This is a genomic window from Confluentibacter sediminis, from assembly GCF_003258355.1.
Lineage (GTDB): Bacteria > Bacteroidota > Bacteroidia > Flavobacteriales > Flavobacteriaceae > Confluentibacter > Confluentibacter sediminis.
The window spans coordinates 1-16373 of the sequence record NZ_QKPO01000012.1 but is presented as its reverse complement, the minus strand read 5'-3'; the positions used below and the strand labels follow the sequence as shown (position 1 = coordinate 16373).

Here is a 16373-nt window from a genome sequence, read left to right as displayed (position 1 = left end):
AATTCTTTACTATGAACAAATTCCAAATCCTAAACCTAGCTATTCTATTGTTCTTAGTAGTAAACTCATGCAGTTCCAACGATGATAATGATAAAGCCACTAATAACGACTGCGGTTACAAAACCATTATTGGTAATACCTATTCCCAAATACCAGTAACAGGAACAATCATAAATGCCAACGATTTACCAAATAAAAACCTACCTGTAACCTTTCAAATAACAGAAACCACGACCGATAAAGAACTATTCGGCACAGATGGACAAATACTAAATGAATTTGAAAACACGTACTACAAAATAAAAGTATTAAATATTGATTCAGCTATCATTACAGTTGATTTAACAGCTTTAAATGATAGCGATTATGAGATTACCTATCATAGCGAACGCTGTCTCAGATTGCTTATTAAGCATCCCTAAAACCAATAATGGTGGCAGTTTTACGGTCAATTACTTTGATTTGGTACAATGCCAAGGGGCAGGTAAAAACTACCTTGAAATAACCGATAATGGTAACACCATAGACATCACCCATCATTGTGGATTAATTGATACCAGCGATGGAGGAACGGAAACCATTACTTATTATAAAATGAACTAAGCTGTTACCAATAAAGCGAGGTAATTAATAGCAATTACGAAGTCTCTCACATGTAAAAGGTTAGCAAAATTAATATTGTTAGTCTTTTTAGTTAAACAATTAAACTCTTAATCAATTTCACTAAAACCCACTTTATCCCTTTTATTCCTCTGGAACCATCAGTATCCATGGGAGTTTAAAAACTCTCCTACTACATAATGGGTATATCTATATTATTAATTTAAAATATATTTATTCTGTATAATACTTTATTTCAACATTAGGTTTAAAATAAATATTGCTATATAAAGTATTTTCTATAATATTTTTAACTAATGATACATTTTCCTTTGTAGTTAAAATAGCATCATGAATAGTAAACAATGGAACATTTTCTAATGAAGGATTTTTACAAATATCTCTTAATACTAAAGATGATTCTAATTGTTGTAATGATTTTGATATAGCTTTATGCTTATCTTTTTTAAGCTTATTATTTCTTTTCTTATCATCTATGATTTCATATACCAATGGATACATTTCTTTAAACAAAGTTTTCAATCTAGAATAATGATTAGATTTTGAAAAAATAGATTCGAATAAATGTTTTTTAACATCATCTCTTGTGAATTCTACATCATGTTTCTCTGAAAAGCGATTAGCTAAATTCTCATAGAATTCTAGTGATGTAGCATGCTTGATATATAATGCTGCGTCATCATACTCAACGGAGTTTTTAAGAAGCTCCAGTTTGTCTAAATCGTTCTCTAAACTAATTAATTCATTATATAATTTAGGGCTATTAGACTTAATGTAATTTAGTAAAAACTTTATTACCAAATAAAACTGACAGTTTTTAATATCTACCTCAACCAACGATTCTCCATCATATCTAAGATTACTTCTTAACTCTCTAGGCAAGTTAGTTAGGTTAGAATGTAAACGTTTACCAAATCCATCAATATCCATTCGATACTTGTTTTCATTAATGTATTCCAATTTAATTTTTTGCTGGAATAATGTATCATCAGGAATATCAGCAGTTAATTTGTCGTTAAACCATTTTTTGAGATATTTATAATTCTTACGAACATTAATTGAAATAGAAAAGTAATCTTCTTCAAATTCTTTAACGTTTTTAAGCAATGTTTTATCTTCTAACTCAATTGTTTTAGAGTGAACCGCAGCGTATTTAAGATGAGCCATCTCATATTGATAAGAGACATTACTTGGACTAAAATAGTCCGTCTTTATAATTACATCACTTTCAACTAAGTATTTTACATAATGAGAATAATCATTACCAATTACTTTTTTCAATATTTGAGAATGTAATCTTGTTTTGCCTGACATTACATTTCTAGGATTAAAAACTTGCATATAATAGATTAAATAAATCAAATAAAGTAATCGGTCTTTTTTTAATTTCTTTTCAGGAGGATACTCTGACAGTATGCTATCAATATCTATGGTCCATGGTATTTCAATAGTCTTTTTCATATATGTTAAATAGTAAACAAATTTTATTAATAAGTCAAGGTTATACGTTCCCTAATGTTCCTTTTTTATGGGAATCCGTACGGTTATAAAGCACTAGTTTTGTCTAATCAAGGATATCGAAACAGGTCCAAATAGTTATATTTTGGATAATCAATTGTGGAGGACCTCCCCCTCTTTCCCAACTATAGCTATCTTTTATATAATATCAACTGTCCACATCACCTTTCTTACATATAGCAAAAAACTGAATGTTATATGTTCAATCAAAGGTGTCTTCAAAATTTTTATAAATTTTTTTTGCAAAAAAAATAGGCTCCTTGTTTATTCATTACTATTTATTCTAAAAGATAAATTATGAAATTAATAGTGACCATAAAACAATATGATTTGCTGACAAAGCTATATAAACCCAAGTTTCCAGTTCAATTTTCGGGAGAAATCGCTCCAATAGTAAATGATATTTTGAAAAAAGCCAACTCATTAGAATCTAGAAAATAACAAAATATGTTTTATTACACCTTTGGTGAATGCACGCCCTATTACCATATTTGAAGGTGTCTTCTTAAGGACATCACTAGTATATCCTATTGGCAAACCTTGAAGTTGTTCAAGTTCTTGTATAGTAAATAATCTAAACAAAGATTTTACCTCATCATTCGACATTGAATCTATAACCTTTAATTTTTCCTTTTTTGTTAATTCTGCAAAATCTTTGGAGTAAAACGCCACCTGACCCAAACTTTTTGTCAAATACCTGATAAGCCCCGCTTTGGTATGGGGAACGTTTTTGGTAAGAACCGCATTTGCTTTTTCCCTATCAACGTAACCATCCTCTACTATATCTTTCAAAAGAATATTCTTGTTTTCCGGAATTATTATCCCTTGGATATTGGTCCAGTAAATACGTCCACGGTTTTGAGCTGTTAACCTATTGGAGTTAATTTCTATTCCATCCACACCCAATAATTCTGTTATTCTAGCCCTATCACGCTTAGACATACTGCTTACGTTCTCAAATAGAAAGTACTGAGGTTTTACTCTATGGAGAATATCAAGAGCTACAAAAAATAGGCTTGATTTTTCACCATCAAGACCTTGTCTATTCTTTCTAATTGAGGAAAGGTCGGTGCAGGGACTTCCTACAGTTAAAAGTTGTATGTCCGGTAGTGAGTCTATATCTATATACCTTACATCTCCTAACTGAATTAAATCAAAATGGTGATTACACACCTTTAATGCTGAAGGGCATATTTCGCTACTAAATGATTTATTTACGGGTATGTTAAGTTCTTTTAAAGCTAATTCTGCAACGTTAATTCCACTAAACAAGCTTAGATGATTAATTCCTTTTTCTTTTTCCATTTATCTTTTTTAGATAAATAGTTTGCCAAGGAGCATCCGACCCATAATCGGAGAAAAAAATAGAATTAATTTAGGTTAGCAGTGAAAAGGTGTAATTTTTTATATTAGCCTATATGGAAAATCAAGAATACCAGAACGATTACAGCCAACTTTATCAGCAACTAAAATCTGATATATTAATAAGGGAAATCAGTGCTATTCAACATCCATTTAGCTTTTTTACCTTATTGACTACCGAAAAAATTCAGTATAGCAAAACAGATTTTACCCAATCTCTAACATATCAAAATAGTATTCTAAAAAAGGCTAATCACGCTTACGACTGTTTTTTCTTAGAGATGAGTTTTCTAAATGATAAAAAGGAGACATATATAAATACAATCATTGATTATTTATTTGAACAGTATGAATTATCAAAGAACAAAAATATAATCATAGCCCAATCCATAAGACATCTGTTTTATAAACTAACTGAATCACAGTTTAATATTTACATCAAGAATAATAACAGGTACAAGCTTTCTAAGTGGCATACTTTAAAAGAACCTATAAAATCATTTGTATTTAAAAAGGTGTATGAGGATAAATGGTTTGAAATGCGCATATACGATGAAATGCTTGGCTTTAGAGGCTTTTTATCTAAAGGTACAAGCTATAAATCTTTTAAAGCGTTATTTACAGGAAAGTATCTTGAGAAGAAAATCAACTGGATTGACAATAAATCTTCGCTCATATATTTTATAAAATCATTGATTTCTCAAAAAGTCATAATACATCCTAAGAACAAACATTGGGAAATTGTCTCTGAATTTTTCCTAATTAAAGGAGAACAAATAGCACAAAATGAGCTATTAAATCAAAAAGAAACTAGAGATAACGCAAAAAGACTAAAAATTGATAGTATAGTAGATAAGCTAGTAAACTACAATTAGTCTTAGTTTTTAAAAAAAATTATAATTCAATGGATATATAATACTTTATTACATATAGTTTACTCATTTTCAATATTTTAAAATCTTATGTCTTTTGAATTTCATAAAACAGACTCTTAGTATACCCTATGAGTATATGAAAAAAGAGATATAACCTCTTAATTTGTAGAGTAATTACAAACAAGTACACTAGTTTTTAGAAGATATCTAAAAATATAATAATCTAGATTTTATTAGTGATAAGTACAACTGCTATAGGATATACCTATATGCATAATGGAACGATACGTTCTAAAAAATAATAATAACAGCTCATTAAGTTGAGTATAAAAAAATATTAAATATTATGAGAAAAATAAAAGACAAATTTGATTATGACCCAATGGAGGATTATATAAGATTAAAAGCAAAAGGAACCCTTGATTTGGTTCCAGAAGATTTAAAAGAGAATTATAATCTTACTGATGGAGAAATTAATTTATTAAGAAATTTAATGATTTTCAAAGAGGATGAACTTTTGCCAATTCGTGTGGATGGTGAATTGAATGGCGAAAAAGTGTTAGCTCCACCTATTTCAGTTGCTGTGTTTGATTTTTATTATGGAGCAAAAATTTTTGAAGAAAAGGAAAAAGAATTAAGTGTGTTTAATTATTTGGGCTTTGAAGTAATTAATTTCATAGATGCCGAAACTAAAATTAAAATGAATTTAGCAAAATCTATTTTTAGAAAGGTTTCGCCTCAACTTTATTCTCAATGTTTCTAAAGTGAAAAGTTGTTTAATTCAATAATGACAAGGGTTATAAGGGGAAATAAATTAAAAAATACTGGTACAGGAACATTTTTCCTTCCATCTTTGAAAAGTGATATAAAAAAAGGTAATAGATTCTCTATAACGGTGGAAGCCCCCTGAAGTAGAGTAAATAACCAGTAAAACTGTTTAAAAAATCAGCTAACCTTTTTTTATAACAGTAAAATCTAAAAAAATTAAGAATTATGACATCAGTAGCAATTTTCGGAAGAGTTTCTAAAAAAGATAAGCAAGATTATAAACGTCAGATTACAGATATGAAAAAAGTAGCTGACAAATTAGGTTATAGTGTGGTAAGTATCATAACCGAAAAAGTATCAGGTGCTAAATCTAATCAGGAACGTTTAGGAGTGCAGAAACTTCTAGAAGAATCCAAAACTGGAAAATTTGAAAAAGTATTGGTAACCGAAGTTTCTCGATTAGGGCGTTCAACTTTGGAAACCTTAAAACTGGTAGAAGAATTACATAACTATGGTGTTAGTATTTATTTAGATGACTTAAAGACCGAAACCTTGGACGATAAAGGAGAGATGAACATGCAGACAGAAATGATGTTACATATGTTATCGTTATTCGCAAAGAACGAAAGGCGAATGACAATCGAACGTATCAAATCAGGTATGGCTCAAGCCAAAGAAAATGGTGTTCATTGTGGCAGATACAAAGGCACTACTGAGAACGATAAAACATTCCTGTCCAAATATCCAAAAATTATAGAAGGGCTTAAAAAAGGATTTAGTGTAAGGGAATGTGTGAAACTATACGATGTGAGTTTAGGAACGGTTGCTAAAGTAAGAAGGCTTATAAAACATGAATTGTCTTTTGAAAAAGCAGCATAAACTTAAAAATATACTTCAGACAGCATAAAAATTTCGTAAACAATTAAAATTCAATTAGTTAAAAATTCAGTGGAATCCTGAGGGTGGATAATTACACCCAAAAATTAATAAATAATAATAAAAATTTAAAAAATAAAAATATGAGTAAAAGTAGTATAGAGTGGACGGGGTCAGTTTGGAACCCTGTCGTAGGATGTGACAAAGTAAGCAAAGGTTGTAAATTCTGTTATGCAGAAGTAATGGCAAAACGTTTAAAAGCAATGGGGAATGTGAGATATCCTAATGGATTTCAACTCACCATGCATTGGGACAAAATTGACGAACCAAGAAAATGGAAAAAAGGCAAAGTCATATTTGTAAATAGTATGAGTGATTTATTCCACGAAGATGTGCCATTAGAATTCATTCAGAAGGTTTTTAAAACCATGAACGAAACACCACAACACATTTATCAAATATTAACGAAACGAAGCAAAAGGCTTGCTGATATAAGCCATTTGCTGACTTGGTCAGACAACATCTGGATGGGTGTTTCTGTAGAAGATTATTTGGTTATGCCTAGAATTGACGATTTAAAAAAGTGTGGAGCGCAAACTAAGTTTATTTCTGCTGAACCACTACTTGGTCCATTGCATAATATGGACTTATCTGAAATTGATTGGGTAATTGCCGGGGGTGAATCTGGATTCAAAGCTAGACCCATTGAAAAAGAATGGGTTCTTGATATAAAAGAACAATGCAAGACATATGATGTGGCATTCTTCTTTAAACAATGGGGCGGCAAAAACAAAAAGAAGGCAGGAAATCTTCTTGATGGGAAAAAGTATGAAGCCTATCCAATTGATAAAAGGTTTACTAAGAAATCTGCTTAACAGTTTTTGATTTTAAAAGCATAGTTGATGAGATTGTTGCTATGCTTTTCATAATCATATTAAAAAGAAAAATTAAGATGTTAGATATAAGGAACTTGACATTGGAGCAAATAAAAAACATACTTGGCTTAGAAGATACTCGGTCTGTAAAAAGATGGTTAGCTGAAAACGATATTCCCTTTTCACAAATCGGGCGTAAACATATAGTTAACCAATTCATGTTTGAATTCAAACAACAGCAATTTGCCGTGGAGGAATTAAAAATAAGCTATCCTAATTGTTGGTTTGAAATTTACGATGCCAATACAGCAGATAAAGGCATGGTTCAAGCTATATCTGAATTGTATCCAAAATCTAGTGTTAAGAAGAAAAAAATAAATAATAAAGAAAATAATTTTATAAAGTAATGAAGTTAAAAATTAAAAAGAACGAATATGGTTTAAGAATTTACTGTACCAAATGTAAAAAACAATACAATCATCATAACGACATATGTAACCATGAGGAAAACCAACGATACAAATCATTGGTATGTCATAATGGTGTTAGAAAAACCAAAATGTATCCCACAAAAAATTATGATGAGGCGTTGAGGTCCGCAATTCAATTTAAAAAGGATGTAAAAAATGGCATAGCATATAACATTGTAATTAGCAACGAAATAGACCCTGACAATATTTCGATAATTGAAGCAGCAAACATGTTTATAAAGTTTAAATATGGAATAGATGTTCCTGAACATCTAAAAAGAAACTTAACCAAGAGCCATCTTAATCATACTAAACATGGTGTTCAACAGCTTATTGATATTTTGAGAAAAAATAAGGTTGATGTAGAAAACACTAATATAAAAGAACTAAGTGATAATCATGTTGGCTATTGGTATAAATACATTAAAAAAAAATATGCTGAGACTAGCTGCCCATCTAAGCTAAAAATCATCAATTGTTTTATCAATCACATGATTGACCACGTTGGTGTACTAATGAAAAACCCATTTAAAAAAGTCCTGTTTAATGTTCCTGAATATGATACTAGTGCCATTTCAGAAGAAGAATTTTACGAGGTGTTAGATGCTGTTGATAATAAAACGGAATATCAACAATTAGGGGGTCGAAAACAAGAAGTCAAAAACAATTATAGACCTTATTTAAAAGACGGTTTTAAATTAGCACTATACACTGGATTAAGGAGAGAAGAGTTAGTTAGTTTATCTTGGAACGATTTGTTTTATAGTGAGAAGAACGGATGCTTAATGTTCGTAATAGATAATTTAAAGGTGGAGCGAATCACTGGTAAAAAATTTAAAAATAAATATATTCCTGTTGGTCCAGATTTGGAAGAATTATTAATTAATCTTGGCTATGAAGATTTAAAGGGTAGTGATTTATTCATTCTTGAGCCTAATAGAAAATTAAAACATACCTCAATGATGGCTGCTCTTTCAAGAGGATTCAGTCATTATTATAAACAGGCATTTCCAAATGAAAAACCAAAGAAATTTAAAATTTTGAGAAAAACTTATTTATCGTATCTACACAAATCTGTTGGTGATGATATGATTGAATTAAGCTCTCATGGAAATATGAAGGTTTTAAACAAGCACTATGTAGATGCGGAGATTGTCGCCAAAGGTTTAACTATGAAAATTTTTGAATGAGGTCAACATTAAAGAAAACTTGGAAAAACCAATAGGTTAAAGTCTATTTAAATCCTATTTTTAAAAACTTGGGGGGGGTATCAATTAATCATTAGCTAACACTTTGATAAATTCTTCAAATGAATTCGAATTAGCGTAGCTCTTGACTAAATGGGTTTTGCCTATATTCGTTTCAATGGCTTGAACTTTAGAATTTTTAAAATCCTCTTTAAACAATTTGCTGAATACTTCAATTTCATTGTTATAATTGCATCCTAAACTTGTATTCCCATATTTCAATGCTCCGGGACCAAAAATGTTTTTGAATTTTTTCTTAAGTACAAAGTCATCTTCATTATATAGAATGGTCAAGGTATAATTATCTTTTTTCTTAAAATACTCATTCGCACTCGTACGGTTATAGTAACCTTTAAATGGCTCACTTGAAATTGCAGGTGCTATTAGACATATATTGATTTTTGATTGAGAAGGCGTTTTCAAATCACGCATGTCTCTATCAGTTTTTGAACTTTTCAAATTAAATAATGAAGTAGCAGCCACTCTTGCACCTAGGCTATGACTAATAATATTTATCTCCTCGGCCTTTATTTCAGTTAATATGTTTCTTAAAGAATAACCAACTTCTTCTGCATTTTTTATCGCTTGATTTTCAAATAATTTAAAAATTCTTTTATTGGTTTTTATATTCCATCCCACACAACATTCAAAAGTACCATCCCAATACACTTCAATAAATTTAACATCTGCATTAGGTGCGAATTGTTTTAGAATTGAATCTTTTAAGTAGTTATTATCTTCTTGAGAGGAGCTACTCCCATTCATTGGTTCAATAGGTTTTCTAAAACCATGTATTAAAACAAAAACTTTTGTGGATTGCCTAATTTCTTTATTTATTAAATCCAACTTGTTTCTTATTAAGCAACCTTGAATAGTATTAAAATTAGATTCCGAAAATGAATCAAAATCTAGGTCTAGCTCTCTAATAAGGTTTATTAATTTAGGTTTATTCTTTGAATAATAATTTTTTAGAGAAGCATTATTTGTTTTTAAGTCTTCATCAGGAATAAAGGTTTCAGGATATAATCGTCCTTCTTTATCAAAGAATAATCTGTATGTGTTTTCAGTAGGTTCAAAATAATTGGATTTCTCACCATAAAAAACATTTTGATTAGTCTGTAAACTAGAATTATTCTCATTTTTAACATTAGTTGCATTTCGTTTCAAATTAAATAAAGGAATATCTACGGTTAAACCAACATTTACTCGAAACACATTCTTTTCATCAAACACATTTGTTTCTTCCTCGATACTCCTTAATAAAGGTGCAAATTGAGCGCCAAATGATAATGCAAAAGGAGATTTTTTAAAGCCTTTTATAAAATAAATTCCGGGAGCAAATATTTGATTCCATTTAATGTTTTCAGGAAGCCCTTCTGCGCTGTCATTTTTAAATCTATAACTAAATGGAGCAGCAATATCTATTGCTGAAAGAAAAATTGTATTTGAATTAGTTTGTGTATTTATATCCTTTGAACTATCTGTCTTCCAAGAATAAGAAAACCCAATTGGAGCTGTAATACCAAAACTGAAGCTGTTACTTTCACTAAACTCATATCCACCATAAATACCAGGGTACGCACTAATGTCCCATGAACTTTTAAATTGTCTTTTGATTCTATATGAACTGACAGGCAAAGTATAAGTATTCAACACATCTTTCACTTCAACCTTACTATTCTCCTTCGATGCATTTATAATATCAACCAAAAAGTTACCATAAAAAACAATATGTTTCCTTATTTCATCATTCCTTGTAGTAGTTTCCATAAATCTATCCAATAAGCCAACTGTTGTCAAAAGAGAGGCACCATAATCTTTTGAGGCCATAGAATTATATATACCGCTAATTGTAGCCGTAACATCTATTAGTTTAGTTGTGTTAAATTCTAAAGGAGAGTTATTTAACTTAAATACTTCTTGAAGAAAAGAAGCAGAGCTGGAATAAAGATTAAGTGTAGACGAGGCAAAAGTGAAATAAGCTTCAATATTTATTTTTCCATTTTCATCAAAAATTTGCTCAGCTTGTTTTGTTAGATTCTCAAAATCATTAACCAAAATAAAAGTCTTTGGAATTAAACTTGTATGAGCCACAAGTTTCGATAACTCATAGTTTTCAGGAATTATTTTGTTTCTTTTTAGTTTATGAAATACTATTCCCACTAAATAATTCATCTCAATTGCCTGAAGATTTTTAATTTCGTCAAAACTTACTAATTTGCCTTTTTCATTTATTAAATTTTTGAAAAGTAAATTTAAAGTTCCAATATATTTATGTAATGTATACTTATTATAATCATTGTATTGAGTTGCGAATAATTCAATTATACGCTCAGCCGAATCTCCTTTCTTTATAGATTCAAAAAGAGCTAAAGACATTTTAACGCTTTGTCCCAATTCCGAATTAACAAAATTCGAGTTTAAGAGTTTATTTAAAAGGTTCTCTGGCATGTTAGAAATATCCAACTTAAAAGCAGAAACCCAAGTTTGTCCTAATGATGGGGTGTCAAAACTATTTTGACTTTTTAACAAAAGAATTGTTTTTGGAAAAACTTCTTGTAAATTAATTGTAATTGTGGCTCTATTATAGTTTGAATTTAAAGTAATTATATAGTCTTTATCAATAATTTCCTTTAGATTATCATAAAAAGTTAGAGTAAGCTCCTTTTTTGTTCTTTCAACCAAAAATTGTGCAGTCCCATCTATAATAGCTGTTGTTAATGATTTACCCGTACTAAGCTCTGAGTCGAGGTTTTTTTCTACATTTAAATTAATACCTGAGACGAAAGAATTTAATTTCGAGTCTACCATTGCGTCAAAACAGCTATTAATATCCAAACCATTAAAGATTTTCAACGTTTTTTCTAAATCAAAATCATGGATGTTTTCATCAAAAGGGTCTTCAATAAATTTACCTAGCGTTTTGACCATTTCTTTTTGGTTAGCATCTTTTATACAACTATTATCCGCATCAATATTTTTTATAAAGTTCATTATTACTGAATCATTTGCTAATTCAGCTAAAGCTTTTGCCTCCAGATATGCACTATTTTGAGCTTTAACTAAAATTGGAAGCATAAAAATGATTAAAATCAAAGGGGTGCTTTTCATAAAACTAAAGTGTTTAAAGAATTTGTAAGTTCATAATAATAGAATCTATAATAATGGTTTGCTAAAAACTGTATTCTTAGGGGAGTCTTAAAAGTAGGAAAAATATTTGAGAATGCTTTGTCACTCTTTAATAATTCATTAATTTTATGATATAATCATAATTCCATTTTAACACTCCAATTATCTTATTACTAAAATGTTAGAAAATATAATCTCAGTAGCTACATTAAAGCTAGCTACAGTTTTATGAAAAATCTTATACTATTATTATTTGCTTTATTTTCAATTAAGAATTATTCTCAACAAGAAGAGAATAATACTAAGGGAGCAATTAGAATAATATCAGAAAATGACTTTTGGCTATTTAAAAACAAAACAGATATATATTATACTCAGGGCATAAAAATCGAATATCTTCATAATTTAGCTGATGACAGTAAGTTTTCAAAATGGTGGCCCTTTCTACTTAAGAATAAAACCGAAAACATAAGAAGTTTTAGCTTAGGGCAAAACCTATATACATCGACAGATATTACCATACCAGCTGTAATGGAAGATGACAGACCTTATAGTGCTTGGCTTTATATTTCTAACAGCACTATATCAAACAATAAAGACACGAATAAAAGGCTGACTACTGATTTATATTTGGGAGTAATAGGTCCAGCTGCATTAGGTGAAGAAGTTCAAAGTACTTGGCATGAGTTAATAGGCTCTCCTGACCCAAAAGGTTGGGCAAACCAAATAAAAAATGATATTGGAATTAATTTAAACATTAAATATGAAAAAGGAGTTTTATCCACTTTTTCAAAAAATATAGCTTTTGATTTTGTCCCTAATATACAACTTCAAGCAGGAAGTGTTTTCAATATTACCTCAATTGGAACAACTACTAGATTAAGCATCTTTAATACAGTTCCATATTTTAAAAACGTATTAGGAGAAGGCGAAATCCCAAAGTTTCTTAAGGAAGAGTATTCAGAAAATCAACAAAAAAGAAAAAACTTTCTAAAAAGCTTTAAATATTCGAATATTTCCTTGTTTACTACCAATTCAGCCAATTTAGTTATTTGGAATTCTTTATTACAAGGTGGATTATTTAGTCAAAACAGCCCTTACTTAATTGACAACAATGATATAAAACGTGTCTATATTGATATTGGTTATGGAGTTTCATATTCAAACCCATATTTTACTCTATCATATTCACGAGCATTTAGAACAAGAGAATTTGACCAACAAGAAAGAAACCATCAATGGGGGAAATTTCATCTACTAATAAAAATATAAATTAGAGCTAACCAAAAACATCGTTAGTTGATATTAGGATTCAATTGAGCTACTAAAAACCTACCATCATTTTAAATTAATTTTAACTGATGTTATAGGTTTTGTTTTTATAATTGCCCTTTAGGGATTATCTTTAAACATACAATATATACATACCTTTGATGTTATAGTGCGGATATAGTCAATTGTTAGCAGCAAGTTAAACCAACATTGCGTTAATCAACACTTAATAATAGAATTCGAATGTTAACATACGATGAGTTTATAGAATTAAGAGACAAACTCATAAATAATGAGATTGGGATAGAACTTGCAAAAGAGCAATGCTGGAAAGACTTCAAAGAAGGACAACGGTCTTGGCATACAAAAGATTGGAAAGAAAGAAGACCTGAATTCATTAAAGAAAAATGCCAAATATGCAGTAGTACAGAAACTTTGACGTTGCAGCATCTGTCTCATCCAAAGAAATACAACGAATATTTAAGAGAAATAACAAGAACCTACACAAATCACTACATAGATAATAATTCCGAAATTGATAAATCTCTATATAGAAATCACGTATTAAATGATTATGAATATGTACCGATTCCATTGTGTCCAAATTGCAATAGTAAAAACCCAAGCGAAAGGGTAAGAAAAATGCCAAAATATCGATGTGCGGACTGTAAGCACGAATTTAGTGAAGCGAATTATAGGTCATCGAGCGAATTGATTTCCATTTTTTTTGAAGATGAGGATGCATATGAAGTGAGAGACAAATGCTTCGTATCAAAAGATAAATGGAGAAACAAACATAACCTATCAAATATCAAGTATTGGTTTCAAAGGAATATTGCAAAGAATAAAGACGCTGAATCTATTGAAAAAAAAGTGTTTTTACTATATTTAAACGACAACATCAAATACCTTTCCTTTGAAGATACAATAACTGCTTGCAAAAAGTGTGCTTCTAACTATGACTTGAACAGAATGGAATTATGCCCAAAGTGTAAGGAAAACTATAAGGGAATTCAATATCCAACTTGTATACAATGTCTTCCAGAAGAAAAACGAAAAGCTGCATTAGAAAGTATTGAATTTGGAAAAGAAATGCAAACAGTACACAAAAGACTTGGGATTGACTAAAAGTATTAAGTGCATAAAACATATATTATTTAATAACCTAAAGTAAAACTATATGAACGCTACTAAGGAAGAATTAATTAAATTTTTAGAAGAAAACGTACTAAAACCAACTGAATCTAATTCAAAAGCCAACGTAACGATTAAAAGAAAAATAAATGCAACTAGAATGAGGTTAAACAATCAAGTGAGTGCAGAAAAAGTTGAACAATATTTTTGGAGTGCAATGGCAACAGACAATGGAATAGATTCCTATAAAAAAATATCTAATATTGGTGCGCCAACTTTTGAGGATGTAAGAGCGGAATTTAAAAATTTATGCGGAAGAAAGTAGTTCTTAATTATCATAGTTTTTTTAATATCACCAGCTAGCTATATGTCAGATATTTCGTTAGATTTCAAAAAGCATACATAGCGTGAATATAAACAATCACCTATATCTCATTGTTGGTAGCAAGTGGAGAAGCAACCCAACCTAAACATTTAAAGTTTGAATCCGTACACATTAATTGAAAATAGAGATTATCCAAATTCATACAAAATCATCATTAGTAAATCGGATTTTGTCAATGTTCCATATCAAGAAGGAAAAATAACATTTTCATTTATTAACTGTAGATTCAACTTAATAGAAATTGAAAACAACCAAAGTATTGACTTCAAAGACATAAGCATACAGTTTGTAAATTGTTATATAGGAGACCTTAATATAGAAAATATTGTTTCTACAAATATTTCTATCTTCTTTGGTAGTTCAATTTTACAAGGAAAAATTAAAAATAGTAATATTAGAAACATTAGCTTAAACAATTGCATTCTTAATGATTCATTATTCCTTATCGAATTAAATAGTGTAAACATCTCTTTAACCGAAGAAAACATATTCCCAATACATTGGAAAAAACTATTCGAAAAAGTTAAAACTAATTTTTCCGAAATCAGCTCAAAAAAACAATCATATTATGTTTATGATACTAAAAAAATAACTCATAATATTAATGAAAATGAAAGTAATAATTTAGGTATTTATAGAAGAAAATATTCTCATGATATAGAGAACAAAATAGGATATTTTTTAAGCGAAGAAGAGAAAGACAGTTTTAATATTAATCTGTCTATTAGCTATTCACCAAACATAGACCACACTCAAACAAAAATAATAAATGCTCGACTTGATTCTCTAAGTCTAAAAGGGTTTGCTAATGGAGACCAGATAGTAGAAAATTCGAGAATAAATGATTTATATATACATGACTTTTCGTCTCAAAACGGAGCTGAATTCTATAATATCAAGCCTAATTCGGTAAATTCAAAATTAGAAATTCATAAATCTAACCTTGACAAGGTTTGGTTTGATAATGTCTCTTTCAAAGATTATTCATTAATAACATTTTACCGTAACAAATTTGGACAAACTAAAATTACATCTTGTGAATTCCCCGATAATTATAAAGATTTTGAGAAATTCAAAACGGTAGAAAATATTCATTACCCTGAAAAAATAACATCAAATTATTTCAAAAATCGTTACGAAGTATTCCTTCAATTAAAACAACGTTTAGAAAATTCAGGTAATTTTTATGAATCTCAAAAATTTCAATCTATTTCAAATGATGCACTTAAATCAATAGAAACTATTTCTAAATGGGACAAATTTATTCTAAAAGTAAATAGCATTTCGAATAATCACGGTTTGTCTATTAAAAGACCTTTAGGTTTTATGATTTTGTTTTCTATTGTTTTCTATTTAATCTACTTATTAAGTTTAGGACGGATTTTTAATTCAAACGAAATCGACTATAATCTGATTGGTTATTATTTCAGCTTTTTAGACATAACACACAGAACAGATTTTTTAGTAAGTAAAGATGAATTAAATGGTTTTAGTGTTGCATTTGATTATTTAAATAAAATTTTTGTCGGTTTCTTTATTTATCAATTTATAGCAGCTTTTAGAAAATATGGTAGAAAATAACACCAGCTGCCAACAACGTTCATAAAACATAGCTATTATAGGCTTTCCGAAAGGTTTTTGTATATTTATAAGGTACGCCAAATTTTTTATTTAGTTATATTTATAAAACAAAATTAAACATAATAATAAAAAATTCGGCTAGTGCTAAATCCGAAAAAGTTAGCGTTTATTTATACGCTACGTTTCATACACAAGACCGTCAGACTGCGCAAAAACTTCTTCTTAAAAACCATTAATGATTCTTTTTAAATTCGTATCTT

Annotated in this window: 16 protein-coding genes; 13 read left to right on the top strand and 3 right to left on the bottom strand. The window is 29.3% G+C overall.

Annotation, left to right across the window (positions count from 1 at the left end):
- The first annotated feature begins 11 nt into the window (after positions 1-11).
- Both DKT72_RS11305 and DKT72_RS18260 read left to right on the top strand, forming a co-directional pair.
- On the top strand, positions 12-422 hold the full coding sequence (locus DKT72_RS11305; RefSeq protein ID WP_111308857.1) for a hypothetical protein: 411 nt from the start codon (positions 12-14) through the stop codon (positions 420-422).
- The gene (locus DKT72_RS18260; protein WP_162623304.1) at positions 367-603 is read left to right on the top strand and encodes a hypothetical protein; all 237 of its coding nucleotides are present in this window, start codon (positions 367-369) and stop codon (positions 601-603) included. The genes DKT72_RS11305 and DKT72_RS18260 overlap by 56 nt, the downstream gene beginning before the upstream one ends.
- Positions 604-834: 231 nt before the next feature.
- On the opposite strand, the gene DKT72_RS11300 is transcribed toward DKT72_RS18260, so the two are convergent.
- Positions 835-2082, bottom strand: coding sequence for a hypothetical protein (locus DKT72_RS11300; RefSeq protein WP_111308856.1), 1248 nt, complete (start codon positions 2080-2082; stop codon positions 835-837).
- A 354-nt stretch (positions 2083-2436) separates the two neighbouring features.
- Between DKT72_RS11300 and DKT72_RS18255 the strand changes: the two genes are divergently transcribed.
- Complete coding sequence (locus tag DKT72_RS18255; RefSeq protein ID WP_162623303.1) at positions 2437-2580, top strand: hypothetical protein; 144 nt, start codon at positions 2437-2439, stop codon at positions 2578-2580.
- On the opposite strand, the gene DKT72_RS11295 is transcribed toward DKT72_RS18255, so the two are convergent.
- On the bottom strand, positions 2563-3444 hold the full coding sequence (locus DKT72_RS11295) for a DNA cytosine methyltransferase (RefSeq protein WP_111308855.1): 882 nt from the start codon (positions 3442-3444) through the stop codon (positions 2563-2565). The genes DKT72_RS18255 and DKT72_RS11295 overlap by 18 nt on opposite strands.
- A 113-nt stretch (positions 3445-3557) precedes the next feature.
- On the opposite strand from DKT72_RS11295, the gene DKT72_RS11290 reads away from it, so the two are divergent.
- The 6 genes from DKT72_RS11290 to DKT72_RS11265 all read left to right on the top strand — a co-directional run bounded on the left by DKT72_RS11290 (position 3558) and on the right by DKT72_RS11265 (position 8555).
- Positions 3558-4376 carry a hypothetical protein gene (locus DKT72_RS11290; protein WP_111308854.1) on the top strand — a complete coding sequence of 273 codons (819 nt, stop codon included), beginning with the start codon at positions 3558-3560 and terminating at the stop codon, positions 4374-4376.
- Positions 4377-4722: 346 nt separating this feature from the next.
- Entirely contained in the window at positions 4723-5139 is a 417-nt protein-coding gene (locus tag DKT72_RS11285) for a hypothetical protein (RefSeq protein ID WP_111308853.1), read from the top strand.
- A gap of 230 nt (positions 5140-5369) precedes the next feature.
- Positions 5370-6023, top strand: a complete 654-nt coding sequence (locus DKT72_RS11280) for a recombinase family protein (protein ID WP_111308852.1) — start codon at positions 5370-5372, stop codon at positions 6021-6023.
- An 83-nt stretch (positions 6024-6106) separates the two neighbouring features.
- Positions 6107-6895 (top strand): DUF5131 family protein, encoded by a 789-nt coding sequence (locus DKT72_RS11275; protein WP_440588166.1) that lies wholly within the window; start codon positions 6107-6109, stop codon positions 6893-6895.
- Between the two features lie 77 nt (positions 6896-6972).
- Positions 6973-7302 (top strand): hypothetical protein, encoded by a 330-nt coding sequence (locus DKT72_RS11270; protein WP_111308850.1) that lies wholly within the window; start codon positions 6973-6975, stop codon positions 7300-7302.
- Positions 7302-8555, top strand: a complete 1254-nt coding sequence (locus DKT72_RS11265) for a site-specific integrase (protein ID WP_111308849.1) — start codon at positions 7302-7304, stop codon at positions 8553-8555. Before DKT72_RS11270 ends, DKT72_RS11265 begins: the two co-directional genes overlap by 1 nt.
- Positions 8556-8639: 84 nt before the next feature.
- Here the strand turns inward: DKT72_RS11265 and DKT72_RS11260 are convergent, their stop codons facing one another.
- Positions 8640-11723: an alpha/beta hydrolase gene (locus DKT72_RS11260; RefSeq protein WP_111308848.1), complete on the bottom strand. Its 3084-nt coding sequence runs from the start codon at positions 11721-11723 to the stop codon at positions 8640-8642.
- A 246-nt stretch (positions 11724-11969) separates the two neighbouring features.
- Between DKT72_RS11260 and DKT72_RS11255 the strand changes: the two genes are divergently transcribed.
- From DKT72_RS11255 to DKT72_RS11240, 4 genes are all read left to right on the top strand, one after another.
- Positions 11970-13013, top strand: coding sequence for a lipid A deacylase LpxR family protein (locus tag DKT72_RS11255; RefSeq protein ID WP_111308847.1), 1044 nt, complete (start codon positions 11970-11972; stop codon positions 13011-13013).
- Positions 13014-13256: 243 nt separating this feature from the next.
- Entirely contained in the window at positions 13257-14141 is an 885-nt protein-coding gene (locus tag DKT72_RS11250) for a hypothetical protein (RefSeq protein WP_111308846.1), read from the top strand.
- Positions 14142-14193: 52 nt separating this feature from the next.
- Positions 14194-14472, top strand: a complete 279-nt coding sequence (locus tag DKT72_RS11245; RefSeq protein WP_111308845.1) for a hypothetical protein — start codon at positions 14194-14196, stop codon at positions 14470-14472.
- Positions 14473-14628: 156 nt separating this feature from the next.
- Entirely contained in the window at positions 14629-16113 is a 1485-nt protein-coding gene (locus DKT72_RS11240; RefSeq protein ID WP_111308844.1) for a hypothetical protein, read from the top strand.
- Positions 16114-16373 lie beyond the last annotated feature (260 nt).

Bases quoted from the DNA above. Each gene is read 5' to 3' on its own strand.
- DKT72_RS11305 (WP_111308857.1), top strand. From the start codon at position 12: ATGAACAAATTCCAAATCCTAAACCTAGCTATTCTATTGTTCTTAGTA.
- DKT72_RS18255 (WP_162623303.1), top strand. From the start codon at position 2,437: ATGAAATTAATAGTGACCATAAAACAATATGATTTGCTGACAAAGCTA.
- DKT72_RS11300 (WP_111308856.1), bottom strand. From the start codon at position 2,082: ATGAAAAAGACTATTGAAATACCATGGACCATAGATATTGATAGCATA.
- DKT72_RS11250 (WP_111308846.1), top strand. From the start codon at position 13,257: ATGTTAACATACGATGAGTTTATAGAATTAAGAGACAAACTCATAAAT.
- DKT72_RS18260 (WP_162623304.1), top strand. From the start codon at position 367: ATGAGATTACCTATCATAGCGAACGCTGTCTCAGATTGCTTATTAAGC.
- DKT72_RS11270 (WP_111308850.1), top strand. From the start codon at position 6,973: ATGTTAGATATAAGGAACTTGACATTGGAGCAAATAAAAAACATACTT.
- DKT72_RS11255 (WP_111308847.1), top strand. From the start codon at position 11,970: ATGAAAAATCTTATACTATTATTATTTGCTTTATTTTCAATTAAGAAT.
- DKT72_RS11290 (WP_111308854.1), top strand. From the start codon at position 3,558: ATGGAAAATCAAGAATACCAGAACGATTACAGCCAACTTTATCAGCAA.
- DKT72_RS11260 (WP_111308848.1), bottom strand. From the start codon at position 11,723: ATGAAAAGCACCCCTTTGATTTTAATCATTTTTATGCTTCCAATTTTA.
- DKT72_RS11280 (WP_111308852.1), top strand. From the start codon at position 5,370: ATGACATCAGTAGCAATTTTCGGAAGAGTTTCTAAAAAAGATAAGCAA.
- DKT72_RS11295 (WP_111308855.1), bottom strand. From the start codon at position 3,444: ATGGAAAAAGAAAAAGGAATTAATCATCTAAGCTTGTTTAGTGGAATT.
- DKT72_RS11265 (WP_111308849.1), top strand. From the start codon at position 7,302: ATGAAGTTAAAAATTAAAAAGAACGAATATGGTTTAAGAATTTACTGT.
- DKT72_RS11245 (WP_111308845.1), top strand. From the start codon at position 14,194: ATGAACGCTACTAAGGAAGAATTAATTAAATTTTTAGAAGAAAACGTA.
- DKT72_RS11285 (WP_111308853.1), top strand. From the start codon at position 4,723: ATGAGAAAAATAAAAGACAAATTTGATTATGACCCAATGGAGGATTAT.